At 69.0% G+C, this 26,569-nt stretch carries 25 protein-coding genes and 1 pseudogene; 16 read left to right on the top strand and 10 right to left on the bottom strand.

Annotation, left to right across the window (positions count from 1 at the left end):
- The first annotated feature begins 16 nt into the window (after window positions 1-16).
- On the top strand, window positions 17-562 hold the full coding sequence (locus OG948_RS60215; protein WP_331733651.1) for an AAA family ATPase: 546 nt from the start codon (window positions 17-19) through the stop codon (window positions 560-562).
- A gap of 61 nt (window positions 563-623) precedes the next feature.
- Window positions 624-1,217: a hypothetical protein gene (locus OG948_RS60210; protein WP_331733650.1), complete on the top strand. Its 594-nt coding sequence runs from the start codon at window positions 624-626 to the stop codon at window positions 1,215-1,217.
- A gap of 626 nt (window positions 1,218-1,843) precedes the next feature.
- Here OG948_RS60210 and OG948_RS60205 read toward each other — a convergent pair.
- Window positions 1,844-2,380, bottom strand: coding sequence for a hypothetical protein (locus OG948_RS60205; RefSeq protein WP_331733646.1), 537 nt, complete (start codon window positions 2,378-2,380; stop codon window positions 1,844-1,846).
- A 218-nt stretch (window positions 2,381-2,598) separates the two neighbouring features.
- On the opposite strand from OG948_RS60205, the gene OG948_RS60200 reads away from it, so the two are divergent.
- Entirely contained in the window at window positions 2,599-3,489 is an 891-nt protein-coding gene (locus OG948_RS60200; RefSeq protein WP_331733645.1) for an aminoglycoside phosphotransferase family protein, read from the top strand.
- A gap of 277 nt (window positions 3,490-3,766) precedes the next feature.
- Here the strand turns inward: OG948_RS60200 and OG948_RS60195 are convergent, their stop codons facing one another.
- The 3 genes from OG948_RS60195 to OG948_RS60185 all read right to left on the bottom strand — a co-directional run bounded on the left by OG948_RS60195 (window position 3,767) and on the right by OG948_RS60185 (window position 5,147).
- Entirely contained in the window at window positions 3,767-4,186 is a 420-nt protein-coding gene (locus OG948_RS60195) for a DUF6461 domain-containing protein (protein WP_331733643.1), read from the bottom strand.
- Window positions 4,183-4,416 (bottom strand): hypothetical protein, encoded by a 234-nt coding sequence (locus OG948_RS60190; RefSeq protein ID WP_331733641.1) that lies wholly within the window; start codon window positions 4,414-4,416, stop codon window positions 4,183-4,185. The genes OG948_RS60195 and OG948_RS60190 overlap by 4 nt, the downstream gene beginning before the upstream one ends.
- A gap of 152 nt (window positions 4,417-4,568) precedes the next feature.
- The gene (locus OG948_RS60185; protein ID WP_331733639.1) at window positions 4,569-5,147 is read right to left on the bottom strand and encodes a hypothetical protein; all 579 of its coding nucleotides are present in this window, start codon (window positions 5,145-5,147) and stop codon (window positions 4,569-4,571) included.
- Between the two features lie 177 nt (window positions 5,148-5,324).
- On the opposite strand from OG948_RS60185, the gene OG948_RS60180 reads away from it, so the two are divergent.
- Complete coding sequence (locus OG948_RS60180) at window positions 5,325-5,798, top strand: hypothetical protein (protein WP_331733636.1); 474 nt, start codon at window positions 5,325-5,327, stop codon at window positions 5,796-5,798.
- 95 nt (window positions 5,799-5,893) lie between these two features.
- Here the strand turns inward: OG948_RS60180 and OG948_RS60175 are convergent, their stop codons facing one another.
- A complete protein-coding gene (locus tag OG948_RS60175; protein WP_331733633.1) occupies window positions 5,894-6,721 on the bottom strand; it encodes a hypothetical protein in 828 nt (275 codons plus the stop codon).
- 298 nt (window positions 6,722-7,019) lie between these two features.
- Here OG948_RS60175 and OG948_RS60170 point away from each other — a divergent pair, with 298 nt between their 5' ends.
- Window positions 7,020-7,556 carry a hypothetical protein gene (locus OG948_RS60170; RefSeq protein WP_406300984.1) on the top strand — a complete coding sequence of 179 codons (537 nt, stop codon included), beginning with the start codon at window positions 7,020-7,022 and terminating at the stop codon, window positions 7,554-7,556.
- Between the two features lie 352 nt (window positions 7,557-7,908).
- Here the strand turns inward: OG948_RS60170 and OG948_RS60165 are convergent, their stop codons facing one another.
- A complete protein-coding gene (locus OG948_RS60165; RefSeq protein WP_331733626.1) occupies window positions 7,909-8,517 on the bottom strand; it encodes a DUF6461 domain-containing protein in 609 nt (202 codons plus the stop codon).
- A gap of 315 nt (window positions 8,518-8,832) precedes the next feature.
- On the opposite strand from OG948_RS60165, the pseudogene OG948_RS60160 reads away from it, so the two are divergent.
- The 3 genes and pseudogenes from OG948_RS60160 to OG948_RS60150 all read left to right on the top strand — a co-directional run bounded on the left by OG948_RS60160 (window position 8,833) and on the right by OG948_RS60150 (window position 13,356).
- A pseudogene (locus tag OG948_RS60160) lies at window positions 8,833-9,295 on the top strand (DUF4265 domain-containing protein).
- Between the two features lie 172 nt (window positions 9,296-9,467).
- Window positions 9,468-11,615 carry a HEAT repeat domain-containing protein gene (locus OG948_RS60155; protein ID WP_331733624.1) on the top strand — a complete coding sequence of 716 codons (2,148 nt, stop codon included), beginning with the start codon at window positions 9,468-9,470 and terminating at the stop codon, window positions 11,613-11,615.
- Between the two features lie 199 nt (window positions 11,616-11,814).
- Window positions 11,815-13,356, top strand: a complete 1,542-nt coding sequence (locus OG948_RS60150; RefSeq protein ID WP_406300983.1) for a hypothetical protein — start codon at window positions 11,815-11,817, stop codon at window positions 13,354-13,356.
- A gap of 105 nt (window positions 13,357-13,461) precedes the next feature.
- On the opposite strand, the gene OG948_RS60145 is transcribed toward OG948_RS60150, so the two are convergent.
- On the bottom strand, window positions 13,462-13,857 hold the full coding sequence (locus tag OG948_RS60145) for a hypothetical protein (RefSeq protein ID WP_331733620.1): 396 nt from the start codon (window positions 13,855-13,857) through the stop codon (window positions 13,462-13,464).
- 213 nt (window positions 13,858-14,070) lie between these two features.
- Window positions 14,071-14,943: an endonuclease/exonuclease/phosphatase family protein gene (locus tag OG948_RS60140; RefSeq protein ID WP_331733617.1), complete on the bottom strand. Its 873-nt coding sequence runs from the start codon at window positions 14,941-14,943 to the stop codon at window positions 14,071-14,073.
- A gap of 689 nt (window positions 14,944-15,632) precedes the next feature.
- Here OG948_RS60140 and OG948_RS60135 point away from each other — a divergent pair.
- Window positions 15,633-16,217, top strand: a complete 585-nt coding sequence (locus OG948_RS60135) for a GNAT family N-acetyltransferase (RefSeq protein WP_331733615.1) — start codon at window positions 15,633-15,635, stop codon at window positions 16,215-16,217.
- A gap of 206 nt (window positions 16,218-16,423) precedes the next feature.
- The gene (locus OG948_RS60130; protein ID WP_331733612.1) at window positions 16,424-16,969 is read left to right on the top strand and encodes an SMI1/KNR4 family protein; all 546 of its coding nucleotides are present in this window, start codon (window positions 16,424-16,426) and stop codon (window positions 16,967-16,969) included.
- Between the two features lie 443 nt (window positions 16,970-17,412).
- Here OG948_RS60130 and OG948_RS60125 read toward each other — a convergent pair whose 3' ends face one another.
- Both OG948_RS60125 and ligA read right to left on the bottom strand, forming a co-directional pair.
- Complete coding sequence (locus OG948_RS60125) at window positions 17,413-17,928, bottom strand: hypothetical protein (protein ID WP_331733611.1); 516 nt, start codon at window positions 17,926-17,928, stop codon at window positions 17,413-17,415.
- Window positions 17,929-17,989: 61 nt separating this feature from the next.
- Window positions 17,990-20,038: an NAD-dependent DNA ligase LigA gene (ligA, locus tag OG948_RS60120; RefSeq protein ID WP_331733740.1), complete on the bottom strand. Its 2,049-nt coding sequence runs from the start codon at window positions 20,036-20,038 to the stop codon at window positions 17,990-17,992.
- 135 nt (window positions 20,039-20,173) lie between these two features.
- Between ligA and OG948_RS60115 the strand changes: the two genes are divergently transcribed.
- The 6 genes from OG948_RS60115 to OG948_RS60090 all read left to right on the top strand — a co-directional run bounded on the left by OG948_RS60115 (window position 20,174) and on the right by OG948_RS60090 (window position 26,495).
- Entirely contained in the window at window positions 20,174-21,298 is a 1,125-nt protein-coding gene (locus OG948_RS60115) for a tyrosine-type recombinase/integrase (protein ID WP_406300982.1), read from the top strand.
- On the top strand, window positions 21,295-23,817 hold the full coding sequence (locus OG948_RS60110) for a tyrosine-type recombinase/integrase (protein ID WP_331733606.1): 2,523 nt from the start codon (window positions 21,295-21,297) through the stop codon (window positions 23,815-23,817). Before OG948_RS60115 ends, OG948_RS60110 begins: the two co-directional genes overlap by 4 nt.
- On the top strand, window positions 23,814-24,395 hold the full coding sequence (locus OG948_RS60105) for a DUF6262 family protein (RefSeq protein ID WP_331733603.1): 582 nt from the start codon (window positions 23,814-23,816) through the stop codon (window positions 24,393-24,395). The genes OG948_RS60110 and OG948_RS60105 overlap by 4 nt, the downstream gene beginning before the upstream one ends.
- A 131-nt stretch (window positions 24,396-24,526) precedes the next feature.
- A complete protein-coding gene (locus OG948_RS60100) occupies window positions 24,527-25,180 on the top strand; it encodes a class I SAM-dependent methyltransferase (protein WP_331733602.1) in 654 nt (217 codons plus the stop codon).
- A 343-nt stretch (window positions 25,181-25,523) separates the two neighbouring features.
- A complete protein-coding gene (locus OG948_RS60095; RefSeq protein WP_331733601.1) occupies window positions 25,524-25,961 on the top strand; it encodes a DUF4259 domain-containing protein in 438 nt (145 codons plus the stop codon).
- A 39-nt stretch (window positions 25,962-26,000) separates the two neighbouring features.
- Window positions 26,001-26,495 carry a hypothetical protein gene (locus OG948_RS60090; protein ID WP_331733599.1) on the top strand — a complete coding sequence of 165 codons (495 nt, stop codon included), beginning with the start codon at window positions 26,001-26,003 and terminating at the stop codon, window positions 26,493-26,495.
- Window positions 26,496-26,569 lie beyond the last annotated feature (74 nt).

The raw sequence follows: 26,569 nt of genomic DNA, 5'->3' as shown, positions 1-26,569 counted from the left end.
TGGGTAGGGTGCCCCGATGATCGTGGGAAGCGAAGCGACGCGCCTGGTGGTGATTCGGGGTAACTCGGCGTCGGGTAAGTCCTCTGTGGCCGCGGGGATTCGCAACCGGTTCGGCCGAGGTCTGGCACTGGTGGGGCAGGACAATCTCCGCAGAGTTGTGCTCCGTGAGCGTGATCGGCCCGGAGCCGCCAACATCGGGCTGATCTCCACCGTGGCACGCTATGCGCTCGATGCCGGCTATCACGTGGTCGTCGAGGGAATCCTGTACGCCGACCGCTACGGGGAAATGCTGGAGGCCCTCGTGCGCGAGCATCGCGGCACCTCCCGCTGCTACTACCTCGACGTGTCCCTCGCGGAAACCATGATTCGGCACGCGACCAAACCCGACGCCGAGTACCTCACACACGTAACCGACCAGGAACTCACCGGCTGGTACCGCGCACGCGACTTGCTGCCCGGTGGAGTTGAGACCCTCATCGGCGCCGACAGCTCGTTGAAGGAGACGGTCGACCACATCATGCGCGACACGGGCCTCGACAGGTTGCCTCCACGCGATCTCTGATTCTGCAGGACCGTCGTCGCGTCGGCCTCCGTTGTCTGTGGCACTTTGTACGTTGCCGCGCATGGAAAACCTCAGCGAGCACGGAGCTCCCACGGCTGGAAGCACCCACCAGCTCAAGGTCGAGGACAAAGCCTTCGGACCGGTCCAGGCCTTCTGCGCGGAGTACCTGTCCGCGGTGTCCTTCGCGGAGGCCGGAGATCGCGTAGTGCTGCACGGCGGGAAGACCCGCATGTACGACATCGCGACCGCACCGTTCTTCACGGATATCAAGACCCTGATGCCGATGAAGCCGCACGAGAGGGAAGAGGCACGGCGCGAATTCGGATACGAGGCCGACTGGAAGCTCTTCGTGCCCAGCAGCGGCGAATTCCCCACGGCCAACCAGTCGGGCAGTGCGCGGCGTACGCACCTCGGGCTCGTCAGACTGGTGGCGGACTACTCGGCGACGTGGACCGGCAGAAAGTTGGTGATCGAAGCAAAACCCGCACAGTTCGTCTGCTCATGGATACCCACCGAGGACGTCAACGCCAGGATCGACGACTCCGGAGCGGTGTGGTATGTCCCGAAAAACTGGCTGGAGTCCTACCCGACATTCGAGTTGAGAGAGTTGGCTACGGGCAACGCAACTGCCGATCGGGTCGACGATCTCCTGTAGCTGAGGCGTCGCGAGGCGGCCTTCCCCTCTCCGGCCCGCTTCGCATGTGGGCCGGTCGGTTGCCGACACAGCGGCTGCGGTGGATGGGCGGGAAATTCCACGGGATGCGTGTACTCGCCGTGCGCCTGGCCCACGCGATCGCGCGGGTCCACGACGAGACGCAGCGCGAGATCGCCCGCCGGGCGGCACACCCCGCCGATGCCCTCGTGGGGCTTGTAGACGTCGACCGGATTGCCTCGGAAGCGAGATCATCGTGAAGGCCGCTGCGTTGTTCTTGTTCGGTGGGCCACAGCGAGCCCCGGGTGGGCCTGACCCTCGGGCGGACCCGCGCCTGGGACGCCGGTCGGCCCGCCGACCGGGGAAGGTGCGACATGTGGCAGGCGGACTCGGGTGGGGAGGCAAGGCCCGATAGGTCTCCTTCGAATATCAGGATCCCCGAGCAACCCTGTCGACGCGGTGCCTCCTGGGTACTCGGAATCATCCGGGTTCACGGACGCCACCGTGGGGGCGAGGCTCGATACCCGCCCTGGCTCCGGTCCGTGTGCGGTGCGGGTGTCAGCGTGATGGAAGGTTGTTCCTGCGGTCGTTGTTCCCAAGTCTGCGCGGGCGACCGGTGCGGCGCAGCGTCAGCGGTAGTCGTCGGGGTGGTCCTGCATCCAGGTGTTGATCCGGTCCCGGGTGCGGATCAGCGAGGTCTGGTGCTTCTTCAGATTCTCGAAGGATCGGTCGCCGCGGAGTTCGGTGTCGAGCGCCTTGATCAGGGCGATCGGTTCGGGAAAGTGACCGGCGCCCTTCGGATCCGCCTTCATCGCCCGATCCAGGCGGTGCAGTTCGTCGTGGACGCGCCCGAGGAAGTAGGCGCAATTGCCGGGGGTGCACGTATCGTTGAGCGTTGCCTGGAGTCCGGCGAACGCGTCCCGAACCCTTACCGCCGGCACTGCGGCCGGCGTGGCGGCCGACGCCGAAACCGGAGCGGGGGAGGCCGCGCCCCCGCCGGGCGTCGGCGGTGGGACGGACGCGCTCGCCGACGCACTCGACAGGGCGGTCGTGTCCGGCGTGTCCTGCGATCCGCCGTCCGACGTGTCGCAGGACACGCTTAACACGACGGATACCGCCACGGCGACCACCGCGCCTCGTACCGATGGCGTGAACGACGTGAACATGGAAGTCCTTTCGCGGGCATCGAGTCGGACGACCATAGCGTCACGCACCGACGCCGTTCGGCTACTGCGCCGGCGGGTGCCTCGGGAAGACCCCGGGTCGCGGACTCGTGCTCGAGGTCGCCGTCGTCGATGGCGCGCCGGGAGAGAGGGGTCGCTGACGAGGGAGGTGTCTCATGTGCTTGAGACGATCCGACGATGCGATTCGGAGAACACCCCTGATGACCCGGCACACCCCTCTTCCGGACGAATTGCGGCGATGGATCGCCGACCACTTGCCCGGCGTGGACGACGTCACGGACGTGTCCTGGGCCCGGGGGAACTCCATGGTGTGGCGGGTGGCCGCTGGCGCGGACATGGTGTTCGTGAAGATCAGCCCCAGCGCACGGGAGTACGAACGCGAGGTCCGGGGCTACGCGCACGCGGCACGCGCTCTCATCGTCGGCACGGCCCCCCGCCTGATTGCCGCGGACCCCGACCTGCAGGCCCTCATGAGCTCGCCGCTGTCGGGACGGGTCGTGCGCGACCTGCCCCTGACGCAGGCCGACGAGCGCCGGGTGCACCAGCAGGCCGGGCATCTGCTCCGCCGCTGGCACGACCACTCCCCGCCCGCCACGGCCCACGACCGCGCGGTCATCCGCGCAGACGTGGCCGGACAGGCGAAGGAGGCCGCCGCCTGCCTGGAGGACACCGCCGGTCACCTCGACGACGCGCAACGCGCCCTGGTGCAGTGCGTGGTCGAGGAACTGCCACGGCGCACCGAGGGGATGCCGGTGGTCTACCGGCACGGTGACCACGCCACCCGCAACTGGCTCTTCGACGCCGCCCAAGACACAGTCGGCCTGATCGACTTCGAAATGGCGCAACACGGCAGCATCGCGGACGAGTTCGTATGGCTGCACGGCGCGCTGTGGACCACCCGGCCCGACCTGAAGGCCGCGCACTTCAATGGCTACGGCCGCCACCTGGACGACGACGAGGAGCGCCTCCTGCTGCTCCTGACCGCCCGACTGGGCGTGTCCTACCTGCGCTCCGGGCTCGCAAAGGAGCGGTCCGACCTCGTTGAGCGCGGCAAACTCGTCCTCACCCGGATGACACGCCGAGCCCGGTAGTCCCCAACCCTGCCACGAGATCCAGGCCACGGCCGCACCGGGCCGTGGCCCCGATACCCCCTTGCCGTCTCCAGCACGAGCAGCCCAACGCGGACGCGCCACTCATACGCACCAGGTCGCTGCCCCGTGCGTGACGTCGGCCCGCCGGTCCGGGTCGGCTCCGACCATTACGTGTGATGCCAGCCGCCCCTCGTTCTGCCTCGCGACGCAGGGTCGGACCGACCCGACCCGTGCGAGAGTGCGGGCCGAAAGCGACATGGGCGGCGCGCCGGTGGTGTCAGGAGGGCGAGCCGTCCGGGGTCACCGCGCCGCACCAAACCGGCTCGAGGAGCAGAGCGCCGTGGGTGAGGCCGACGCCGAACCGGGTTTCGGCAAGCCCGAAGAACAACTCCACCGGGTCGGTGGTTCCCACGGTCGGTGCGTGGGGATCCGCGCCGAGCGCGGTGACGTCCGCGTCGAACATCGCGGGACGGCTTCCTGCGTGACCGCTCGGCGGCGGGCGTCTCCACGTGTTGATCGCCGTGACCAAGGTGCCGTTCTCGGCGCAGGTGAGGGCGGTCATCGACCTCAGGTCGTGGTACAGGGACAGGGCGAGTGTCCCTGCGGACACGGCGCGCGTCACCTCGGGGTCCGCGCTGCGCGACGTCGACTCCTCGTGGGCCCAGGCCCACTTGCCGCAGGTCCCGGCGCGGATCACCCGGCCGTCCCATGCGTCGTACGCGTCGTCGAAGCCGGGTGGATCTCGTCGCCGTTCTCGTCGAAGTTGTCCGCCTGCCCGCGCATGGCGATGGTCTGCGGATCCGCTCCGAGTCGTTCGAGGAGCACGTGCGGTTCGAGGTTCCTCGCGAAGGTCAGGCCGCACCCGCGACGCTCGCACTGCACCAGCCAACCCAAACCCTGGCCCAACGCCGTCACGCCTCCCGCCATCGACGGCCGACAAAGGATGTACTCGCGATTCCGTGCAACGCCCCTGACACACATCAAGCACACACGGCAAGCGGGCAAGTTAACTCGTGGGTGAAGAAGAATGTCGGGCAAGTCGCCGCTCGTGACGGATCGATCCTGGACTCACCGGCAGGTTACGTGCCGGGCGTGCGCCTGTGGGTGGGGCGGGGGGCGGGCGGTGGGCCGAAGGTCCAGGTCGGGTGTTGTTCGGTGAGGTGGGGGAGGTGAGTGGTCCAGTCGGAGGGGGCCAGGGGTCGGGTGGGGAGCACGGTGATGGTTTCGGTGCGGTCGATGGTGAAGCCCCATGAGAAGCCGACCAGCGGGATGGCGTGGCGTTCGATGGTGTCGGCCATGGGGGTCCAGGCCAGGAAACTGTGGGCGAGCCAGGTCATCGGGTCGCGGGTGTGGCGGGCCGGCGAGTCGAAGAGGGTCGGCGTGACACCGAAGTAGCAGTACGGGGAGCCGGCGTCGGCGAAGAGTGGGAACGGGTCCATCTCGAACTCCGTGCCGGCCGAGGAGCCGTCGGTGGATCGCACCAACTGCACCCAACCGAAGAGCGCGCCGTAGCCGCGTGCCGGGAAGTCGACCAGCGCGGTCAGGCAGGGGAAGTCCCTTGCCTCGGCGGTCTGTCCGACGGCGGAGGGGTTCTCGACCCGCTCGACGGTCACCCGGACGGAACCATATTTCTCTTCGCGTACGAAGGGCAGAATCATGCGTTCAACCTGCCGGGGGTTCCTCCGATCGGCAAGGGCCGAAAGCGGCCACGACGGCGCGACGGGACGGGATAGTGGTGATGGTGGGTAGGTGTCGGAACGGCGTTCGCTCGCGGGCGTACCCGATCTCGAGGTCACCGGCGCGGAAACCGAGGAGAAGAAGCAGAACTGCGCGCGGTGAAGCCCAATACGCCGCGCCATTCAGGCGCGCCGCGCACACTGACGGCTCCGCCGCCACCCGGCGCCGTACCGCCGTGCCCGCACCCACGACCAGGGAGGGAAACCGACCTGATCCAGATCAACATCCAGGCCAGGCACCCGGCCGAGGCGGAGGAGGAACTCGGCCGCAAGTACTGCGGCTGGGACGAAGGAATGACCCACCAGGAGATCTACGAATCCTCACGCGGCTGCTGGAGCCTGGGCGAGCAAGCCGACGGCGAGAAGTTCGCCGCGGTCGTGCACGACAAGCTGGTGCGCTGCGTCATCGAGATCGACCGCATCGATACCATGCCCAGCGGCAAGCGCGCCCTCGTCGGACGCCCCGTCGGCCCCGGACACCCCTTCCACGACCGCTGGTACGGCAAGCCCACACCCAGCAACCGCGGCGTCGGCTCGATCACCTACATCGACGACACCGCCACTCCCGCGTGACACCCGCCCTGGGCGAGGCGCCGCACCAACGCATCGCCCAGGACCACACAACCGCGGCCGCGCTCCTCGAGAGGGAGGCGACATGCGCGACGAAGTCATGGGGTCTTCGGGTCGGTGTCGGCGGTGTTGGGCCGCGGGGCGAGGGACTCGCGGAGTTCGGTGGTCTGATCGCGGGCGTGGGCGGCGTATCGGCGGTAGCGGCGGGCCTGTTCGGGGTCGTCCTCGGCGGCGGCGAAGCGTTCGTACAGCACGGTCTGGCGTTCGCGCACGGCCGCCAGTTCGGCCGGCGGCAGGGCTCCGCGGCTGTGCGCGAGCAGCAGGTCGAGTTCCTCGGCCGCGCCCAGCCGGCCCAGACGCTCGGAGATCGCGGCGTCCTGAGGACCGGACGGCCTCGCGGCGTGCTCGCGCAGCCAGGCATCGAGTTCGTGGGCGAGGGCGGCCGCGTCCTCGGCCCGATGCGTTCGGGGCAGACCGGGCCGGCCGTCTGGGCCGACGATGCTCGTTCGCCATTCCTCGACGGCCGGGCCGTGCTTTCGGGCGACGCTCTGCCGGGTCTGTCCCAGGACCGTGGCGATGCGTTCCCAGCCGATGCCGGACGTCTGTGTGTGCACGACGGCCGCTCGCAAAAGGGCCTGGACGTGCTCGGCGAGGTTGCGCGTCGCGATCAGGGTGAGAATGGCCTCCCTGTCGCGTTCGTCCCGGCCGTCCGGGCGGAACTCGTCCTCGCGGATCACCGCCAGGCCGATCGCCCGCTCCGCTACGATCGTTGCCTGCTCGGACAGGACCAGTCGGGACAGACTCGCCGGACTGTAGGTATGGCCGTCGAAGGCATCGGATTCGTTGTCGTCTTCGGTAGCCGTGGAGGTCGAGGTCACTTCATCGAACTCCGCTTCGGATATGTTCACTTGCTCGAATTCGGTCATGTCCGTGAAACTAGCGAACGCCCGAGATCGATGGCGTCGCATTTCACGGGTTCACTCGGGCGGGAAGTTGGCGACGTGGCCGTGTCGGTGCGCGGCACCCGAGCGGTGCCGGTGAACTCAGCCGATTGCCCGGCGTCGCAGTTCGAGTGGGCGGGCCGATCCGGGTCGTCGGACCCGAAGGCGAGGGCAAGGCCTCCGACAGCCGTGCCGTGACGCCACGCACCCCCTACCGGCAACGGTTCCGGCGAGCCCGCAATGATCACCGCGTACCCAAGGTGGAGTACGGGAGGGGGAGCGGATGCGGTGGCCGATGGCGGCGCTCGCGTGCGTGGTGGTGGCCGCCGGGACGTCGGCGACCGGGTGCGCGCGCTACTTCGCGTGTGCCGAGGAGGGCGGGCGACCGTCCGGGTTGGTCGCCTCGGATCTGGTCGGAACCTACACGGGCAAGCCCTTGGGCCGGCTGACGCTGGAGGCGGACGGCACGTTCACGGCGCTGGACTGGCCCGACCCGGACGATTTCGAGATCACGTCCTTGACCCCGCGAATACCGTCCGGCAAGGGAACCTGGAGCTTGAAACCGCGTCGGGACTTCGGCGATGTGCAGCTGCTCTTCGCGACGTTGGGCACCCGCCACAACTACGGCGGTCGCTACGAGGTGTCCGGTTCACGGCGGGAACCTCGGATGTATCGGTTCGCCGGGGACCCCGACATCTGCAAGTTCCACACCTTCCGGCGCACGCTGCGAGAGAGCGAGTCCCCTCCGGTACGCGTGTCCGAATTTCCGGCTGCGCGAGCGGCGGCCAGAGCGTCCGAAACCTCGGTCACCGAGGCCTGACGGGGGCTGTGCCGCGCGGCCCGCTACCCGTGGTGGTCCGGTGGAGATGCCGCGGCTGCGATGCGGCTCTCCCGAAGAGGGAGCCTACGCGGGAATCCCGCCGCGAGGATCTTCGGCGCCGTAGGCGGTCCGTCCTCCGGGTCGCCGGTGTTCTCGCGGCCGGCGCCCGGTACCCGAGCGAGCTCGCCCATGGGCCGCGGCTTTGGCCGGCGCGTCGGGCCCACCCGGGCCGGCATGTCGGTGAACTCGGCTTGATGGTGGGAGCCACCAGGCGACATGCGTGTCGCCGGTGGCCTCGGGGGGCTCCGGATTGTTGACCAATCGAGGGACCGCCGGCGGGCCGGGGCCGGGTTCAGTGCATCGCGGCGAGCAGTTCGCCGTTCTCGACGTCCTCGCGGGGCAGCGTCACGCCGAACTCGGTGTGCATCATGCGGTGGATGAGTCGCTGCCGTTCGCCGATTCCCAAGTCGGGTTCGTCCCCGTCGGGGAGCAGCAGCCCGGCTCGGGTCAGGTGGGGCACGAGCCGGTCTGGATCGGTGCCATGGCGAACCTGTGCCGATTCGAACACACATACCACTTCCCCGGACTGCGCGTGGAGGAACCGCGTGAGCGCGTTGACGTTGCGGTAGGTGCTCATGGCCACGGTGTCGGTCGAGACGACGGCGAGGACGTCCTGGTCGATACCACGGATTCCGGCGTCCTCGATGGCGAACGCCCAGCCGTTCACCTCGCCGGCCCGGATCACCCCCTCCTTGTCCGCGACCGCCCGCCGGCCGAACTCGTCGGCGACGTCCTCGATCCAGTGGTTCGCGTCGGTCGGGGCCTTGCGGGCCGTGTTCGCCACGTCGCACCCCATGCGCCGCAGCAACTCCACTGCCGACAGGCCACGCGCGAACGTCACGCAGTAGCCGAACTCGTCGAAGGACGAATCCTCCAACCATTCGACACCGTCGGCACTCATTGCCTCGCTCCCTTGATGATCGGTCACCACGGGATCCGGACGTCAGCCGAGCGGTCGGACACACCCGGCCCGAGTCGAGGGCCCGGATGCCCAGAAGTGAATCCATGATGCCCGACCGCGTGTGCGTGGATGCGGGGCATGACAAGCGGGTTGTTCTTTGCTGCCGCCCGAGACACGAAGCGGGCAGCCGGATCATGAGCGTCTCCTTGAGGCGGTGACGGCCCCATGGCAGTGCCGCGACTTTGTGTTCCGGCCCGAGAGGATGACGGCGCGGCGACGGACATCAGCGAAGATCACGTGAAGGTTCGCTTCCGTATGGAGGTGGACGATGACGGTTGGCCTCCAGTGAGTGTCGAGAGCCTGTGGGCGGTGGACCTGGGCGATGGGACGGTGCGACTCGACAACACCCCGTGGTTCGTGCGCGGGATCGCCGGCGGCGACATCGTCAAGGTGGGGATCGAGGAGGACGGACTGCGTTGGGCTGGGGAAACGGTCCGCTCGTCGGAGAACTGCACCATCCGTTTGATCGTGCTGAAGGACGGGGGATCGGCCGCTGCCCGGCAAACCGTGCTGGAGACGTTCCACCGGCTCGGCACGACGGGCGAGGGCATAGAGCAGTTCCGCATGGTCGCGCGAGGACGTCCCGCCGGAGGCGGACATCCCGCGCATTCGGAAGCTGTTGGATCACGGCGCGGCCAAGGAGTGGTGGTGTTGGGAAGAAGGGTGTGTCACTTCCGCTTGGAGGGCTGCCGCTGCGGGTGGAGCCGGGGGCAGCTGACGACCTCCTTCTCAGCCTCACGAGGCTCACACGGTCGCGCGATACCGTCCCAGGAGCCCATGCACACACCGTAGGACCGACATTCGACCCTCGCTGCGTCCCCGTGCGAAAACACCGCGTGGTTCGTCCGGGCGAGGGGGCGGTGTCGGTGCCCTGCGGCATGGTGCCGCGCATGATCAACGACTTGGACGGCATCGCCTGGTCGTCTATGGGCCACGCGTACGGCCCCGCCGACGACGTCCCGATGTGGTTGCGGGCGATGACCTCGCCGGACGCCGAGATTCGCGGGAGGGCCCTGGACGACTTCTACGGCGCCGCCCATCATCAGGGCGACGTGTACCCGTGTACCGCGGCGAGCCTTCCGTTCCTGTTCGACATGGCCGACGATCCCGCCACGCCCGACCGCGCCTCGATCGTCGCACTACTCCTCAGCATCGGCCGCGCCGCCGTCGACCGCGGCGACACCGTCTACATCGCCCCCGACGGCACCCTGTCGACGGCGACCGCCGACAGCGCCGCGCTGATGCGCGAACGCGCCGACACCTTCGTCGCCTACGCCACGGACCCGGACGTCCGGGTACGGGGCGCGGCGATCGAAGCACTCGGCCTCTTCCTGGACGACACCGACCGGGCACTCACGATCCTGCAGGGCAGGTTGCCAGCCGAGAACGGGATCGGGGAACGGCTGCTGATCGTACGGACCACGGCCGACCTCGCGCTGCGACTGCCACTTGCCCGAACCCCCGTCATGGCGTGGCTCGACACCCTCGCGGACGACACGACCGCAGACCCCGACATCCGCCTCGCCTCCCTCGTCCACCGAGCCCGCTGCGCCCCTGCGGACATCGGCGCCGCGATCGTGCCCACGACGATCGACCTGCTGCGCGAACTCACCCCCGCACCGCGTCCCGGCCCCGACGACCAGGGATGCCAGGGCCGTTCCGGAGCGTGCGCGTGCACCACCGACGCCAACACCCCGACGGCCGAGGACGTCCCACCGCAGATCGCCGCCGTGTTCGCCGACCTCGAACGGCACAACCGCGTTCACGCGCCCACCACAACCCTGCTGCGCACCTTCCATGATGTCCTCGACGCTCGCGTTCGCGAACGCACGACCCTGCTCACCGAACAACTCCGCAGCCCGGACCCCGCCACCCGCCACGACGCGATCCGCATGACCCGGGACCTGATCGTGCACTGGCGAGGCGACCACCGCGAACTCGTCCTGCTGCTCGCGAACTGCCTGCTGCCCCACGACGCGTACACCGCCGCCGCAGCGGCCGAAACCCTCCAAGCCCTCGCACCGGTCGCCGAACCGGCCCGCGAAACCCTCGCCGCATACGTCACCGCACAACGCACCACCCACGGACCCGCCGCCTGGGCGCATCCGCACCCACTGCTGCGCCGCGCCCATCGGGAAGCCGTCATGGCACTCGCGCGCCTGGGGGACGTACGAGCGGTGCCCTCGCTGCTGACGGCTCTGGACGACGACGTGGACGCCTGGCGCGCCGAACAGGTCGCGGGACATCTGCGCGCGGTCGCCGACGAACTGGTGCCGCGGCTGTCCCGCCGCCTCGTCGACATCGACCTCGCGCGGCAACGGTCGGCCATGAGCGCGGGCGCCGTCGTCCACGCTCTGGCCGAGCTGGGCGACCCGGCGGCCGTCGATGCGATCACCGCGTTCGCCGGTGCCGCGGTTCGCCACGAGCGGTGGAACACCGCCGCCTCGGCCGTGGACGCGCTCGCGTCCTTCGGCACCGCTGCCGCACCGGCCCTGGGGGTGGTTCGTCCCCTGGCCGACGCAGCGGACGTGAACGTGCGCGCGGCCGCGACAGCCGCCCTGTGGGCGCTCGAACGCGACCCGGCCGACGTCGTGCCCCGACTGGAGAAGCTGCTCGACAGCGAACGAAACCACGCGACGATCGACGTCCTCGGCCGGATCGGCCCGCCCGCCCGAGCCGTACTACCGCGTCTGCGAGCCATGTCGCACGACGAACACGATTGGACCCGCGTCCACGCCGCGGCGGCGCTGTGGGACATCGCAGGCGAGACCGAGGCCGACCTCGTCGTACACACGCTGTCGGCCGCCTGGGCGAAGAACGACGCGACCTCGAACCTCGTCCTGACCTGCCTGGACCGGATGGGATCGGCAGCCGCTCCGGCGCTGCCGCGCGTGCGGGCGGAACTCGCGCTGCCCCGCCGCAGCGGCCGCTACGCCAACCTCGCCGACGACGAGGAACTCCAGCGCATGTGCCGTGATGTTCTGGCGCGTGTGGCCGGCGTGTCGAACGATCCGTCGAGGAGCGTGGACACGCGGTGAAGCGGCCGGTCCGGTGTTGTCTGCGGCGTCGGGATCGGGTGTTCCCCGCTGGACCCGTGGTGTCGTACACCCCCGTGCCGCGAACTCGTCTGCAGTGGAAGGACGTTCCCGGGTACGTGTTGTCCGTGCCGTGCGGCAGCATGACGCCTGGTTGCCCGGGTCGGGGACGCGGGGCCGGTGACGTTTCGGGGGAGTGTTCGTGCGGACGGTGTTCGAGGGTTCGGTGCACGTGGAGTACATGCAGATGTACGTCGACAGCCGCGCCAACTGCGTGCCGATCCGGGGCGACCCCCGGGCGGGTCAGGTCAACGGCCTGTGCGCCGCTGCCGTGGAGGGGTATCTGTCGCTGACCACCGGCATGCACACCGGCAGTGTGGGGTTGACCATCGAGGTTCACGAGACCCCGCCCGCGGTGGACGGGCGGTGGGAGGAGGTGGTCGAGGCACCGTTCACCCCCCGGACCCGGACCGTGTGGCTCACGCAGTGGGAGGGCGGAATCGCGTGCGAGTTCGAACTCGACCCGGTGGACCATCGGGTGCGGTACTGCGCGGTGGGGATGGACGAGGCCAACGCCCACGGCGTGGTGTTCGACGGCGAGCCGCCGGTTGACCGCTACCTCCTGCAGTTCTGGCCCGCGCCCGCGGAACCGGACCGCGTGGTGCGGCAGACCAGCGACCAGGCGGCCTACTGGAACCAGGTCGCCCGGGACCTGCCGGCGCCGCCGACGCCCGGCGAGCGGGCCGCGGCAGCACGCGCGGCCCGCGCCGAAGAGGCCCGCGCACGCGCGGAAACCGTCCGGAATTATGAACTCCGCATGTGGGCGGGCCGGTTGCCGACCGAGCGGCTGCGGGGCGTGGGCGGGAACGTGCACGGGATGCGCATGCTGGATGTGCACCTGGTCCACGCGATCGCGCGGGTCGACGACGGGACGCAACGCGAGATCGCCCGCTGGGCGGCGCACCGCGCCTGCGCCCTGGCGGGGCTGGCCGACGTCGACTGGATCGCCCCGGCGTTGGCGGCCCTGGACGCGGGCCTGCCGCTGCCCGCGCCGTTCGACGAACCGGGCGCGGCGTGGCGGCGCCTGCTGGAGGACCCGAATGCTCCACTTACCACGATCACCCTCCCGGACGGCACCACCCACAACGCGTTCCAACAGGCTTTCGCTCTGCCGGCGTTGTTCGGTGCCGCGGAGTCGGACTCGCTGCAGGCCGCCCTCGATGCCCTGTACGCCGTCGCGTCGGCCCACGGCACCGACCATCGCGCGTTCCTGGACGAGGTCCGCGATACCTGGCCCGGGCTCGGTGTCGTACCACCGGCGCCGGCCGAGTCGCTCCCGCCGCCGTTTCCCTTGCACCTGTTCACCCGGGACGCGCCCGACGACACCGCGTCGGGCGAGCCGAACCCGGCCGCGGAAGCACCGCCCGCCGCTTCGGCGCCCGACCCGAAGGCCCCGGCCGCCCCGCCCCGGAGCCGCCCGTCGGCCACGCCTCCCCTCGCTCCCTCCACCGCACGGCGGCCCCCTGGCGTGGACCACGCACCGCCGATCCCGGCCCCCAGCCCTCGGCCGCGCCCCGCCGGCAAGGCAACTCCGATCGCACAAGCTCAGATCGTCATCGCCGCGACGTCGCCGGGCCGGCCGGCGGCCGCCGAGGCCCTCGCACCGGACGGCGCGTCGCTCTTCCCGATCAAGGAGGGCGATTCCGACGGCGACGGCGAGCAGGGGCCTTCGGAAGCCGGATGATCGTGCAGGTCCTGCTGTACGGGGGCGCACCGTCGCACGACGTATCGGGCGGGGCCCCAGGCCGACCGGGACGTCGGCGACTTTGCCGTCACTGCCCGATGAAGTTCAGATCGCGAGCCATCCGGGGCCGCCGTAGCTGGGCGAGACCGCGTTCGCCTCGAACCGGGCGGCGATCTCGTCGCCGAGGGCGCGGTGTTCGGGGCCCAGGATCACCTCGACGTGGTTTGCCATGACGTCGACGTACGTACCGTAGGTGGCGTTTCCGTATGCCTCCCGGACGGCCCGTTCGATGTCGTTCAGTCGGGCGAGTGTGAAGCGGCAGGCGGCGATCCGAAGGCGGTTCGGGTCCGCGACGAGCGCCGCGACCTCCCGCTGTGTCTCGGTGTGGCGGTTGGTCAGGCCCAGGACGACCGCCGAGGTCACGTCCGGGTCCTCCTCGGTCGGCAGGTCCTTCCACACGCCCGCGTAGATGTCCGCATGGTCGATTCCCCAGGCCTCCATGGCGTCGTACGCGTCGTCCAGGATCTGTTCAACCGCGGCTCCATGCCCGTTCCGACGGCGTCGGGAACGACGCGGGCTCCGAGGTATTCCATACCGATCGATCACACTTTCCCTCTTTCCGATTTCCGGGACGAACGGGCGTCGTCCATCTCGCTGGCGAACCGCCGACCCGGGGCGGCCGAGCGAGGGCCCTCGGGTCTGGACAGGGGGAGATCAGCGGCGGGCCCACGGATCGGTCGTGTCGACGTTGTCGGTGTCGACGCGGAACACCAGCCCGTGGTGGTCCGAGGCGCCTTCGGGACGGTCCAGCAGGCGGTAGTTCGACACCGCCCCCGCCAGGGGGCTGCTCACCCACGCCTGGTCGATTCTGTCGTCCGTCCCCGTCCGCGCGAGCAGGCGTTCGTCACCCGTTTGCTCGAACAGGTGCCAGGCTACGTCGACAAGCCCGTTCTGCACCAGCTTGCGGGCCACGCGACGATCCGGCTCCGGCGCCGTGCCGGGTGTGACGTCCCCGGCCGGCAGCAGCGTTCTGGATCCGGCGTTGTACGCCCGCATCGCCGCATAATCCGGCAAGGGGTTCCGGGCGGAGGCCGGGGGATAGTTGCAGTCGCCGCTGACGACGGCGAACGGACCGTACTTGTGGGCGCGACTGGCCACGAGATTGGCCTCGCTGAGAGCGGCGTCCGCGTCGAACGGCGTGAAGTGCACGGGAACGAAACTCAGCGGCGCCGGCAACCCGACGTCGAAGGAGGTCACCGCGAACCCGTGCAGCGTCTCGCACGCGAAGTCCGGGTTGTGGCGCACCCAATGCCCCATGGTCTCGCGGCGGAACAACAGTGCGGTGCCGATGCCGCTACGGGAGGGAGCGAGCGGCGCCGCGTCCAACCCGAGGTCGCACAAAGCCCGCACCAACTGCTTGTGCCCGTACCGGTGCCAGTCCACGACCTCGCAGAGCATGACGACATCGACCCGTTCGGCCGCGGCCAGGATCCGCTCCACCAACAACGGCCACCGACCCTGCGGATCCCCGTCATCGGACCGCAGGGCACCGAGCTTGAGGTTTTGTGTCACGACCGTCAACTCCACGCGAATCCCTCCACGTTGGTCCCATCCAGCGGGCTGCATCCCGGCCGCCGATGGTCCCGGCAGCGGCGGCCTCGAAGCAGGCGTGTCGTCCGGTTGCGAAGCCGGTGCCGGCTTCGGTGCCGGTCTCGAACCTACTCGGCCGACGGATCGGGCGCTTTGCGACGACCCGGACGGTGAACGCCTGTGGGCGGTGGCGACCGGTAACCCGGGCGGCTACCCCCGCAGGCGGTCCGGCGCGAGGTCGTGATTACGGGCTTGGAGGGCATTGCCGAAGGCGGCCCCGCGTCCGTGACCGGGCGGTACCGGACGAGCCCACCGAGCAAGCCGGGGAGAGCGCCGGCGGCGTAGGACGCCACAGGGTGCTCGACTGCTGTTCACGGTGGGGGAGTTGGTTTGCCGGGCGGGCGGGCGGGCGGGCGCTGCGACGTTGAGGTCGAGTGATCCGTGATACTGCTGCGGATGGATCGGGAGTCATTCCTCCGCCGGTTTCCCGGCGGCACGGGGGTGCGGCAGCCGCGGGCGCAGTCCCGGGCGGTTCGGAAAGGGAGGCGCGCAGCCGGGCCTGTGCGACGGGCGCGCCGGCGCCGTGGACGTTTCGATCGTGTCGCGTTCGTTTCGATCGCTGTTCATCGGGGGAGCCGCTCCCGCAGAATGACCGCACCACGGGTCAACCGGGGAGGATGGGGTCCGTGATCGGTTTTGCGCATCGCGCCAAAGGCGGGGCCGTCCTGGGCGCGTCCCGGGGCGACGGGCCCTTCGGTGTCGCCGGCCCGAGCCACCCGGCGGGCGTGCGTCTGGTGCCCCGCTCGATCACCCATCCCGACGCACAGGCCCTCGTGCATGCCCTGTACGCCAGGGAGATGGACCTTCGGGGGTTCGCCGACCACCCCGAGACCATCGAACCCCGCGACTACGAACCGCCCGCGGGCCTGTTCGTCCTCGTCTATCACGGAACGGTGCCGATCGGCTGTGGCGGTTGGCGCACCCTGCCGGGCAGGACGGCACAGATCACCCACCTGTACATCGACGCGGAACATCGGGGCAGGGGCCACGGCCGTCACCTGCTCGGCACGCTGGAACGCACCGCCACCGAGGCCGGAGCACGACGCCTGATCGTGGAGACCGGCAACCCCGACATCGGGGCCCTCGCGGACATCGGCTACACGCCCTGCGATCCGTACTCCCGAGGCCGTGACCCTGCCGTCGACGCGGCGATGATCAAGCCCCTGTTCCGCGCGCTGGGCGCCCGCCCGCTCTCGGCCCCACCCCAGTGAAGAGCGGATCCGAGGCATGGACGGACCGGTCGCGGGACGGCCGATTCCCCGTCGGCGTGGCAGGCAGCAGCAGTCGGCGACCGGCCTCGTGGCGGCGCCCGGCGGGGGATCGACACCACCGGGTTGCCGACGTCGGGGGCCGCGGCGTCCTGGGTTTCCCCGGGTATTCGCAGGGCTCGGTCGGTCCCTTCTGCGAGTGTGTCGCCATGACGATGGCATCACCTGACGAGCGTCCCGACGAGGCCGCTCTCGAATTCCTGCGCTCGGCGTTCGAACCGGCGTGGCGGGAGCCGGCTCTCGGATACGAGGCCGTCTCGGCGTGGGAGACCGAGAACGGGGCCGTGCTTCCGGAGCCGTACCGGAGTCTGGTCGCGGAGATCTCCAACGGGTCCTCGGTCGGGCCGCCGGAGGACGGTGGCCTGCTGCCCCTGGGCCGGCTCACGCCGGGTTGGTCCCACCGGGTCGACCGGGATCCCGCCGCGCCGTTCCCGCTCCGGGAGTCCTGGGCCTGGGAGGGCGAGCCCCTCACGGCTGGCCACGACGAGCGCGTGGCCGACGTCTACGGCCACGGCTCCGTCGTGTTGGGCACCGATGACGAACTCTTCTACTGGCTACTCGTCGTCAACGGGCCCCAACGGGGCAGGGTCTGGCTGGTCGGCGAGACGGGCGCCTACCGGTATCCGGGGCCGGAAGCCTGCGGCTTCCTGGAATGGGTTCGACGTTGGCAGGTCGGCGACGGCTGGTGGGACTGACCGCGACAGGGAGCCCGACGCGCCGAGAGTGCGTCGGGCTCCAACGTTTGGCGGAGAGACTGCCGACGCCGACGGGAACCGCTCGCTTTCCCAGACGGGTTGCCGGTTGTCCGGGGTGCCCTGTGCCGGCCGCGACACCGGCAAGCCGACGCGCAGCCACGAAGCACAAGGTCCGTTCGTCCGCGTGCCCCGGCCGAGGAGCCGGGCGGTCGGCACGTCGAGGATTGTGCACGCCCGGATCACACGTCGAACGGCTCGAACAGCGCAGCGAGGCGAGGCATGGTCACCCCGGTGGCCTGGTCGAAGGGGTACTTGCGCGACCACGTGGGCGCACTGTCCACCCGCAACGCTCGTCGCCGGCGTGGACGTGCTTGCCACCATCACACCGTCGAACCGCAGTGATGGCACCCGCCGTTCGCAGCATTTCCGGCGCCCCTCGACGGCTACAGCACGCGACCCACCATCTCGTAGGACGGCTCTTCCAGAACCGAATCGTGAAAGAAGTGAACATCTCCCGCGAGCGCCTTGGTGAGGAACTCCTTGAAACCCATCTGATAATCGAGCCACTCGGTGCCCCAGTCGACCAGAACGGACCAGCCGTCGTCGACTCGGGCGGCCCTGGGTCGCAGGAACACCTGGTGCCCGAAGTGCGTGTGCCCGATCGGGAACACACCACCTGCCATGGGGAAGATCCGGTACGGCACGAGAGCCGGTTCGGTCTGTTCGTACACGTTGGAAACGGTCGCGATCTTCCAGCGCAGGCTGAGACTGTCGTCCGCATTGGGTGCCCGAGGATGGAAGAGGGTCAACGTGTCGCTGATCACGCACGGCCCGTACGCCGACATGAACCTCTCGTAGTCGAGTGGGAGGCGGACTTCGAATCCGTTCTCGAAATCCCGCCAATCGGAGTCGACGTCGTGATTCAACAGAGGTGCGCCGAGGACGCGCGCAAGCTCCACCAGATGTCCTTCGTATGCAGTCGTGACCGGGTGTGGGATCCGGGAGCGGGCAGCGTCAGTTCTACGCGCCGTCGTCCAGGACGGGCGCCACCAGCGTCGCGAATTCCTCCGGGGTGATGATCTTGATGTTCAGGGTCTCGGCCTTGGCGCGTTTGGAGCCGGCCTTGTCCCCGGCGACGACGAGGGTGGTCTTCGCGGAGACGCTCGACGCGGCGCGGCCTCCGGCGCGTTCGATCAACTCGTTCATCTCGTTGCGGGACAGCGCTTCGAGCACGCCGGTCATGGCACCGGTCACGACGACGGCCTGGCCGGCCAACGGCAGCGGCCCCTGCCCGGCGGCCGGGTCGTCCGCCGCGTCCGGGGCCGTCGATGCTCCGGGGGTGACGCCGGGTTCGGTCGTGTTCACGCCGGCGGCGACGAGCTTGTCCAACACCTCTGCCAAGTCGACGAGTTCGGCCACGATCACCGGGCCCTTGCCGTCGCCGATGCCCTCGACCTGTGCCATCTCGACGACGTCCGCCGCCCGGATCGCGTCCATGGTGGCGAAGTGGCGGGCGATGCGCCGCGACATCGAACGCCCCGTGCCCCGGATCCCCAGCGCGCACAGCACCCTGCTCAGCGGCCTGGTCCTGGCCTGCTCGATCCCGGCGAGGAGCTTGTCCGCGCTCTTGTCGCCCATGCGCTCCAGTGTGAGGAGTTGTTCGCGGGTGAGGGTGAACAGGTCGGCTACATCGGCGACGGCGCCGGTGTCGACGAGTTGGGTGACGAGTCGGCCGCCGATGCCCTCGATGTCGAGCTGGTCGCGGCCGACCGCGTACAGGATTCCGGCGTGCAGCCCGCACGCCCGTCCCTGGACGCACCGCCACCGCTGCTCGGACGTGTCGATCCCGCCGCCGCACTGTGGGCACACCGCGGGGAATTCGATCGGTGTCTCGTCCCCGGTGCGCACGTGCACCAATGGCGCCTCCACGCGCGGGATGATGTCGCCCGCCTTGTAGACGCTGACCTGGTCGCCGATCATCAGTCCGCGGCGTTCGATGTCGGCGGGGTTGTGCAGGGTGGCGAAGCCGACGGTGCTGCCGTCGATCTCGATCGGGTCCAGGATCGCCCGCGGCGCGATCACCCCGGTGCGGCCCACGGCCCAGTCGACGCCGACGAGCCGGGTGATCTTGTGCACGGCGGCGAGTTTGTACGCGATGGCCCAGCGCGGCGCGCGCGTCCCGTTGCCCGCGTCGGCCTGGTCGGCGGCACTGTCGGCCTTGATCACCACGCCGTCGATGCCGAACGGCAGGTCCGGCCGCATGGCCGCGATCGCGTCCACGGCCTCCTGCACCTCCACCAACGTGGGGCACACCCGCAGCCCGGCGGGGGTGCCACCGGTCGTGTTCACCCCCAGGTTCGCCACGGCGGCCATCACCTCGGAGTGCGGCGCCTCGCGCAGGAAGGCGGCGAAGGAGCCGTCGTCGTCGGCCACGGGCATGCCGACGTAGCCGTAGAACGTCGTGGGGATCGTGTACGGCCGGTCCTTGGCCCGCAGCGTGCCGGCGGCGCCGCTGCGGGGGTTGGAGAAGACGGTCGCGCCGTTCTCCACGCGTATCTCGTTGGCCCGCTCGAACTGTTCGCCGGTCAGCAGGATCTCCCCGCGGACCTCGATCGACACCGGCTCGGCCAACCGCTCCGGCAGACCCCGCACGGTGCCGATCGCGTGCGACACGTCCTCCCCGGCGATCCCGTCGCCCCGCGTGACCAACTGCTCCAGCCGACCCTCGCGGTAGTGGGCCGCGACCGCGAGACCGTCCATCTTCGGTTCCACGGTGAACCCGTCGACCGGCCGGCCCAGTCGCCGCTCCAGCGACGCGCCCCAGGCGAGGAGCCCCTCCGGGTCGAACACGTTCGCGATGCTGAGCATCGGCACCGAGTGGGGGACGTCCCCGGGCGCGATCGCCCCGGCGGCCACCTTCCCGACGGGGGACTCGGCGAGCACGTGGTCGGGGTGCTCGCGCTCGTACTCCTCGATGCCGCGCACCAGGGCGTCGTACACGTCGTCGTCGAGCGCGGAGTCCGCGCCGCCGTAGTACGCCCGCGCAGCGGTGGCAACGGTTTCGATTATCTTGGGCTATCCAAAGGCTTCTGGCACGTGAGTTACGTATGCTCTCGTCTCATGTGCCTTACAGATATCAGTAGGGTTTGAGTGACATTGAACGAAGACCGGCCGCTCCCACAGGCCTACCGTCCGGAGAAGGCCGTGTCCCCCGCCGACGGTTCGCCCGTGTGGGTGGTCGTGGACCGGCAGTACCTGCTCCACGAGGACGCGTCCGACTTTCTGGCCTCGCTCCGCGGCCAGGAAGACGCGTCGGTGAACACCGAGCGCACCTACGCCGGTCGTGTTGCCCTGTATCTCTCGTACTGCGAGGAGCACGGGATCGCCTGGGGTGCCCCGACGATGCGTCAACTCGGAGCGTTCCTGAACTGGTTGGCGGCTGAGCCATTGCCCGGGAAGGGCCGTCGTCCTTCGGCAGAGCCACGTCACCGCTCGAAGAGCACGGCGAACGCCATCCTGACGACCGTCTGCCAGTTCCTTCGCTTCTGTTCGTTGATGGGCCGCGTGTCGCCTGACTTGGTGGCGCTCCTGTCGCAGCCCAAGCAACTGCGCTTCCTGCCCAGGGGGTACGACGTCGGCGAGGAAGGACAGTTCGCCACCCTCAACGTGAAGACCATCCGCTTCAAGGTGTCGGTGCCGGGCTTCGAGTACCTGACGGACGGCGAGATCAGCCGTCTGCTCGACTGCACGACCCGGGCACGCGACCGGTTCCTGATCGTGCTGTTGGCGGTGACCGGCATACGCATCGGCGAAGCCCTGGGGCTGCGTCGAGAGGACATGCACTTGCTTGCGAACTCGATGTCGCTGGGCTGCCGGGTGGCGGGCCCGCACGTCCACATCCGGCGGCGCCAGAATGCCAACGGGGCCTTGGCCAAGGCCCGCCAGCCGCGGTGGGTGCCCGTGGACGAGGAAGTCGCCCGGTTCTACGCGGACTACCAGTGGGAGCGCGACACGGTCGCCGAGGCGGCGGACTGCGACATGGTCTTCGTCAACTTGTTCAAGCAGCCGCTCGGCGATCCGATGAAGTATCCCAGCACCTACGAGCTGTTCACCCGCCTGGCGAAGAAGGCCGGGTTCCCCGCCCGCCCGCACATGCTCCGGCATTCGGCGGCGACTCGCTGGGTCCGTGAGGGGCGGCCGCGCCACGTGATCCAGGACTTGATGGGCCACGTCTCTCCCCAATCGATGGAGCCCTATCTCCATGCCAGTGACCAGGAGAAACGCGAGGCCGTGCGGCTCGTGTCCAAGATCAGGGAGCGGCGCCGGTGACGGTCTGTGTGGTTACGACAGATCAGGTCGGGAACGGTGCAGGGGCTCGCTCGCCGGACGACCTCACGGCGTGGGCGGCGTGGATCGAGGGCCAGCTCGATTCGGACTGGCGGCCCGGCGAATGGAGCTACACGGACATGCTGTTCGTTGGCGACCCCGGCAACTCGATGACCAGGCTCAACGCGTGTTCGATCGTGAGCTGCGGGAAGCCGACCACCGCCGCGACGTGGTGCACGACGTGTGAGCGGGAACAGCGAAAGAGCGGCCTGAGCGCCGACGAGTTCGCCGCGACCTTCCGGGCGTCGGAGCGACTCCGCAGCTATGAGATGTGCAAAATCCAGGATTGCCCCCGCACGACGCAGGCCGTCGGGCTCTGCAACACGCACTACATGCGCTGGTTCAGGGAACGAGTACACCAACCGCAGCTGGACCTGTCCGTCTGGATCCCGGCGCAGAGGCCCTGTCCTCCGTTCGGTGAGTGCCCCGTTCTGGGCTGCAGCAAGGAACGGCAGTCGTCGCTGGGACTGTGCAATGCCCACTACCGGCGGTGGAAGACCGAGCGCCGTCGCCGCGAGTCCGAGGGCCGGAGCGACGCCTGCGGTCCGGACGATCTCGCTGTCTGGCTGCGAGGGGAGGTTCCGCTGCTGGACATGGCCAGGTTCTCCCTCGGGCCCTTGAGCGACGTGGGGCGCCTGGAGATGCTCTTCGTCCTGCAGGCGCGTGACGCATTGGGGCAAACGATCCCGCCGAAAGACGTCAAGGCGTGCGTGAAACGGCTGACCGGGCTGGAGTCGATCGCCTTCGCCGGGACGCAGTTCCCCGACTACGCGAAGATGCGTGACATCGGCTGCGCGTCCATTCTGCGGCAGGTCCAGTGGCACCTCTCGGTGGCGCTCGACAACTTTCGGGGGATCGATCCCACCCGCAAGCTCGTCTGGGACCTTCGTGTCATCGGCCAGCGGATCCCCTCTCTCCGGACGGTCACCGATCGCCCCCGTCACGCGTCCTTCCTCGACTTCAGCGAGATCCGACAGCCGTGGCTCCGCGACCTGGTCATGCACTACGGTCGGGTCGCCAGTCCCACTTCGGCGCGGCTCCACGACGCCCACCGCGCCGCCGTGATCACCTCCGAGGCGCTGGACCTGGTGCCCGGTGGGGGCCTGGACCCCAGGGCGCTGGGCTACTCGGACGTGTCCGCCGTGGTCGACGGCTTCAAGCGGGCCAAGGGGCACAATGGCAAGCCCTACCGCCCGCGACAGCAGCAGGGACTATTGAACAGCTTCTTCCAACTCCTGGAGTTCGGGCGGCTCGACGGGGTACTGGGCGAGCTGTCCCCCAGGTTCAGCCGTCACAAGGGACACTCGATCAAGGCGCTGGAGGACAACGAGGACGAGATCGGCAAGAGCCTGCCGGACACGGTCATCCGGCAGTTGGACGAGCATGTGCACCTTCTCGGCGACGTCCCCTACGGGACGATGCCAGCCGAAGCGGTGAAGGTGATGTTCGAGACGGCCTACGTCGTGCTGCGGGACACCGGCCGCAGGCCACTGGAGCTGTCTGGCCTCGCGTTGGACTGCCTGGAATTCGACGAAGGCGAATACCAGCTGATCTGGGACAACCACAAGGGACGTCGGCTGCGGCGGCGTCTGCCCATTCCGTCCGAGACCGCCGATGCCATCAAGGCGTGGCTGAAGGTCCGAGCGACCTTGGAGATCACCGAGACCAGCGCCGAGTTCCTCTTTCCTGGAAAGACCGCCCGCACGAAGCACATGACTACAGGCGACCTGTGGCGGACGTTGCGGACCTGGGCGGACGGCATTCCGGTGCTGGACTCGGACGAGCTCGGTCCCGACGCCAACTTCGTGCCGTTCGACCGCTCCAAGATCTATCCCTACGCATTCCGGCACACCTTCTGCCAGCGTTACGCGGACGCGGGAGTCCCGCTGCACGTCCTGCAGGATTTGATGGATCACCGATCTCCAAAGACCACGGGTGCCTACTACCGGGTCGGCAACAGGATGAAGCGGGCAGCCATGAACACCTTGCGCCAGCTCACCACAGACCGCCACGGCGACCCGAAGCCCATCGCGTCGGCCACCTCATACGCGATCGGGTCGGTGGCTGTTCAGTACGGCAACTGCATCGAGCCATCCAACGTCAAGGCGGGAGGTCACGCCTGCCCGATCCGCTACCAGTGCTCCGGCTGCCCGTCCTTCCGCCCTGATCCGTCCCACCTGCCCGCCATCCAGGACCATCTCCGCACACTGAAGGCCAACCGTGAGCTGGCCATGGCGATGGGAGCCGCCGACTACACCATCACCGGCATGGCGGGCGAGATCGCCGACTACCAGTCGGTGATCGTCAAGATGCGGGCCAAACTGGAGCGCATGACCGATGAAGAGCGCGCAGAGGTGGAAGAGGCCAGCCGGATCCTGCGCAAGCTCCGCGCGGCCTCTGCCTCCCGCGCCGTTGCCTTGCCCATGCCGGTCGTCTCCCGGCGCGACGGGGACCGGCCGTGACCGAGCCTCGGACTCCCGCGCAGGTTCTCCGGGAAGCCCGCCAGAAGGCCAGCCGCGAGAAGCGTGCGCGTGTGATCGCGGTCGTGGACCAGATGAAGGCGAGCGGAGAGCCGATCAGCTTCCTTGCGGTGGCGAGGATCGCGGGAGTGTCGAACTGGCTGGTATATGCCGAGGGAGTACGTGAGCACATCGAGGAGGCCCGCAAAAGCCAAGCCAAAGGCGAGTCCAGAAAGGCCAAGGAGGGTGCGGTCGCAAGCGCTGCGAGCGTGGCCACGGATTTCGAACTGATCCGGGCCGAGCTGCGAGCGGTCCGGGCCGAACGCGACGCCCTCAAGGCCGCCGTTCAACGCAGCCTGGGCCGGCAGGTCGACCAGGCCGGCTCTGCCGAACTCGTGGCCCGCATCCGGGAGTTGATCACACAGATCGAGGTACGGGACGAGACCATCAAGGCTCTGACCAGCGAGCGGAACGCGCTCAAGCACGTGCTGGAGGAGGCTCAGGACGACCTGATTTCGTCCCGGACAGCTCTCCGGAACATGATCCGTGGCCAGAATGCCCCACAAGACGAGGTTCACTGAGATCAGGTCAGTGCGGCGACCCGCTGGTCGAGTTCCTGGGCGGTGGGCACCGCCTTGAGGCGGCAGGCTCGCATCTCGGTGTGACCTTGCGCGTCGACCGTTCCGTCAGTGGCCTCATCTAGGGTCGCCCGATGACCGAACTCTCCCACCTGGCCGCTGTCCGGGAGTCGTACGACACCGTCGCAGCCGCCTACGTCACACGGGTCCTGGCCCCGGCCCAGCTGGATCCTTTGTCACGCGCGATGCTCGCCGCGTTTGCCGAACTCGTGCAGAAGGCCAGCCTCGGACCGGTCGCGGATCTGGGGCGCGGACCCGGCAGGGTCACCGCGTATCTGGCCGAGCTGGGGTTGTCCGCGTTCGGTATCGACCTGTCACCGAAGATGATCGGGCTGGCCCGACATGCCTATCCGAGCCTGCGATTCGACGTGGGCTCGATGACCGCACTGGACCTCCCGGACGACGAACTCGGCGGCATCCTGGCCTTCTTCTCCACGCACCACACCCCGCCGGAGCATTTGCCGGTGGTGTTCACCGAGTTTCACCGCACGCTGGCGCCCGGTGGCTATCTGATGCTGGGCGGCCACATCGGGGACGACGAGCACCTGCGTCACACACAGGCATACGGCGGTCATCCGGTGTCCTACGAGTCCTACTTCCTGTCGCTCGACCGCATCGCCGAGCTGCTGGGCCAAGCTGACCTCATCGTCACGGCACGACTGCGGCAGGAACCCGGCAACAGGGCGAAAAGACCGCATGCCTACCTCTTGGCCCGCAAACCCGAATAGCCGTACCACGGGAGGCCGGCCCATCAGCCAGGCTGTCGGACGAGTTCCTCGGCTTCGGACTCCAACGTGAACGCAGGGTTGCTGATGAGCCTTCGGACCGACTGCGCAGAGCTGGATTGCGAGCTGCCGTGTCGAACCACGACTACTTGTGGCACGAGTTTGGGTCCTGGCTCAAGTTCTGTGGACCGCGCACGCCGAGTCACAACCCTGGGTCGTCCGGCCTGAACGCCAGATGTTCGGACGAGCGGGCTTCGAGCTCCCGCGCGTGCCGTCTGCCCCGTGACAGCCATGTCGCCGCCCGGTGCCATGATCACACCGAACCCGGATATGAGGAGATGCGACCTTGGGCACCTGGGACATCGGCCCGTTCGACAACGACATGGCTGCGGACTTCGCCGGCACCCTTGACGAAACACCCCACGACCAGCGCGTGGGCGTGGTGCGTTCAGCGCTCATGCAAGCCGTCCAGGCCCAGGACTACCTGGAAGGCGCGGAAGGGGACGAGGCGGTCGCCGCCGCGGCACTCGTGGCGGCACAGTGCCCAGGTGGCGAACCCGTCTGCACGAGCTACGGACCTGACGAACCCGTTCCGACCCTCCCCGATGACCTTCGGTCGTTGGCCGTCGCCGCACTCGACCGAGTCGTTGCGGAGAACTCCGAGCTCGCCGAACTCTGGGACGACACGGCCCACGGCCCGGCCTGGCGCGACAGTGTTCGTCGCCTGCGCGCCGTCCTGGACCCGGAGCCGGAACGGCTGGAGGAACCGCTCTTCGAAGTCTGAACCCACAACACAGCACTACCGATCACAAAAGGGGACACCGTGGACGAGCACGTGGTGGTCAGCCTGTTGCGTCTCGCCGCTGCTGACGTGGCACAGGATGCGGCCTGGCAGCGGCCGTCGGACGAACGGCTTGTTCTACTGGGGTTGGACGCTCTCCTGGCTGGTGTCGAATCCCCTTCACTCGCGCAGTTGGCCGGGCTTGGGCACCGCGAACATCACGCGGCGCGAGAGCTGTTCGCTCAGGCACTGGAAGAGCTGAGCCTCCTGCCTCTCGCCGAGGACGACCTCGAGGACGCCCGCTGGACGGCAGCGCGATGGTGGTCCCGCGAAATCCTCGCCGGAAACCTCGACCCCCTCGACGGTGCCACGCTGATCTGGCTCGAAGCAGCCGCCGAACTCGGCTACCCGCAAGCCCTGCAACCCATCGTCACACTGGCCCAGGCCGCCACCGCAAACGAGGACCCACCCGCCGGGCAACAGCCGCTGAAGACAGACATCGTGTCCGCAGCCAGCCGTTTCCTCCGCGCAGTCTGACGAGCCGGGCAGCCGCCATCGTCACCCAGAGCATGTTGCCACAAAACCTGAGCCAGAACCGCAACTCGTGAACA

The organism is Embleya sp. NBC_00888 (assembly GCF_045207655.1).
In the GTDB taxonomy this organism is placed as follows: domain Bacteria; phylum Actinomycetota; class Actinomycetes; order Streptomycetales; family Streptomycetaceae; genus Embleya.
This window is presented reverse-complemented; position numbering and strand designations above follow the sequence as displayed.

Excerpts from the sequence above, each read along its gene's own strand:
- OG948_RS60190 (WP_331733641.1), bottom strand. The coding sequence starts at position 4,416 with ATGGCGGGAGGCGTGACGGCGTTGGGCCAGGGTTTGGGTTGGCTGGTG.
- OG948_RS60200 (WP_331733645.1), top strand. The coding sequence starts at position 2,599 with ATGACCCGGCACACCCCTCTTCCGGACGAATTGCGGCGATGGATCGCC.
- OG948_RS60185 (WP_331733639.1), bottom strand. The coding sequence starts at position 5,147 with ATGATTCTGCCCTTCGTACGCGAAGAGAAATATGGTTCCGTCCGGGTG.
- OG948_RS60155 (WP_331733624.1), top strand. The coding sequence starts at position 9,468 with ATGATCAACGACTTGGACGGCATCGCCTGGTCGTCTATGGGCCACGCG.
- OG948_RS60130 (WP_331733612.1), top strand. The coding sequence starts at position 16,424 with ATGACGATGGCATCACCTGACGAGCGTCCCGACGAGGCCGCTCTCGAA.
- OG948_RS60165 (WP_331733626.1), bottom strand. The coding sequence starts at position 8,517 with ATGAGTGCCGACGGTGTCGAATGGTTGGAGGATTCGTCCTTCGACGAG.
- OG948_RS60145 (WP_331733620.1), bottom strand. The coding sequence starts at position 13,857 with ATGGAGGCCTGGGGAATCGACCATGCGGACATCTACGCGGGCGTGTGG.
- OG948_RS60205 (WP_331733646.1), bottom strand. The coding sequence starts at position 2,380 with ATGTTCACGTCGTTCACGCCATCGGTACGAGGCGCGGTGGTCGCCGTG.
- OG948_RS60210 (WP_331733650.1), top strand. The coding sequence starts at position 624 with ATGGAAAACCTCAGCGAGCACGGAGCTCCCACGGCTGGAAGCACCCAC.
- OG948_RS60170 (WP_406300984.1), top strand. The coding sequence starts at position 7,020 with ATGCGGTGGCCGATGGCGGCGCTCGCGTGCGTGGTGGTGGCCGCCGGG.
- OG948_RS60175 (WP_331733633.1), bottom strand. The coding sequence starts at position 6,721 with ATGACCGAATTCGAGCAAGTGAACATATCCGAAGCGGAGTTCGATGAA.
- OG948_RS60100 (WP_331733602.1), top strand. The coding sequence starts at position 24,527 with ATGACCGAACTCTCCCACCTGGCCGCTGTCCGGGAGTCGTACGACACC.
- OG948_RS60215 (WP_331733651.1), top strand. The coding sequence starts at position 17 with ATGATCGTGGGAAGCGAAGCGACGCGCCTGGTGGTGATTCGGGGTAAC.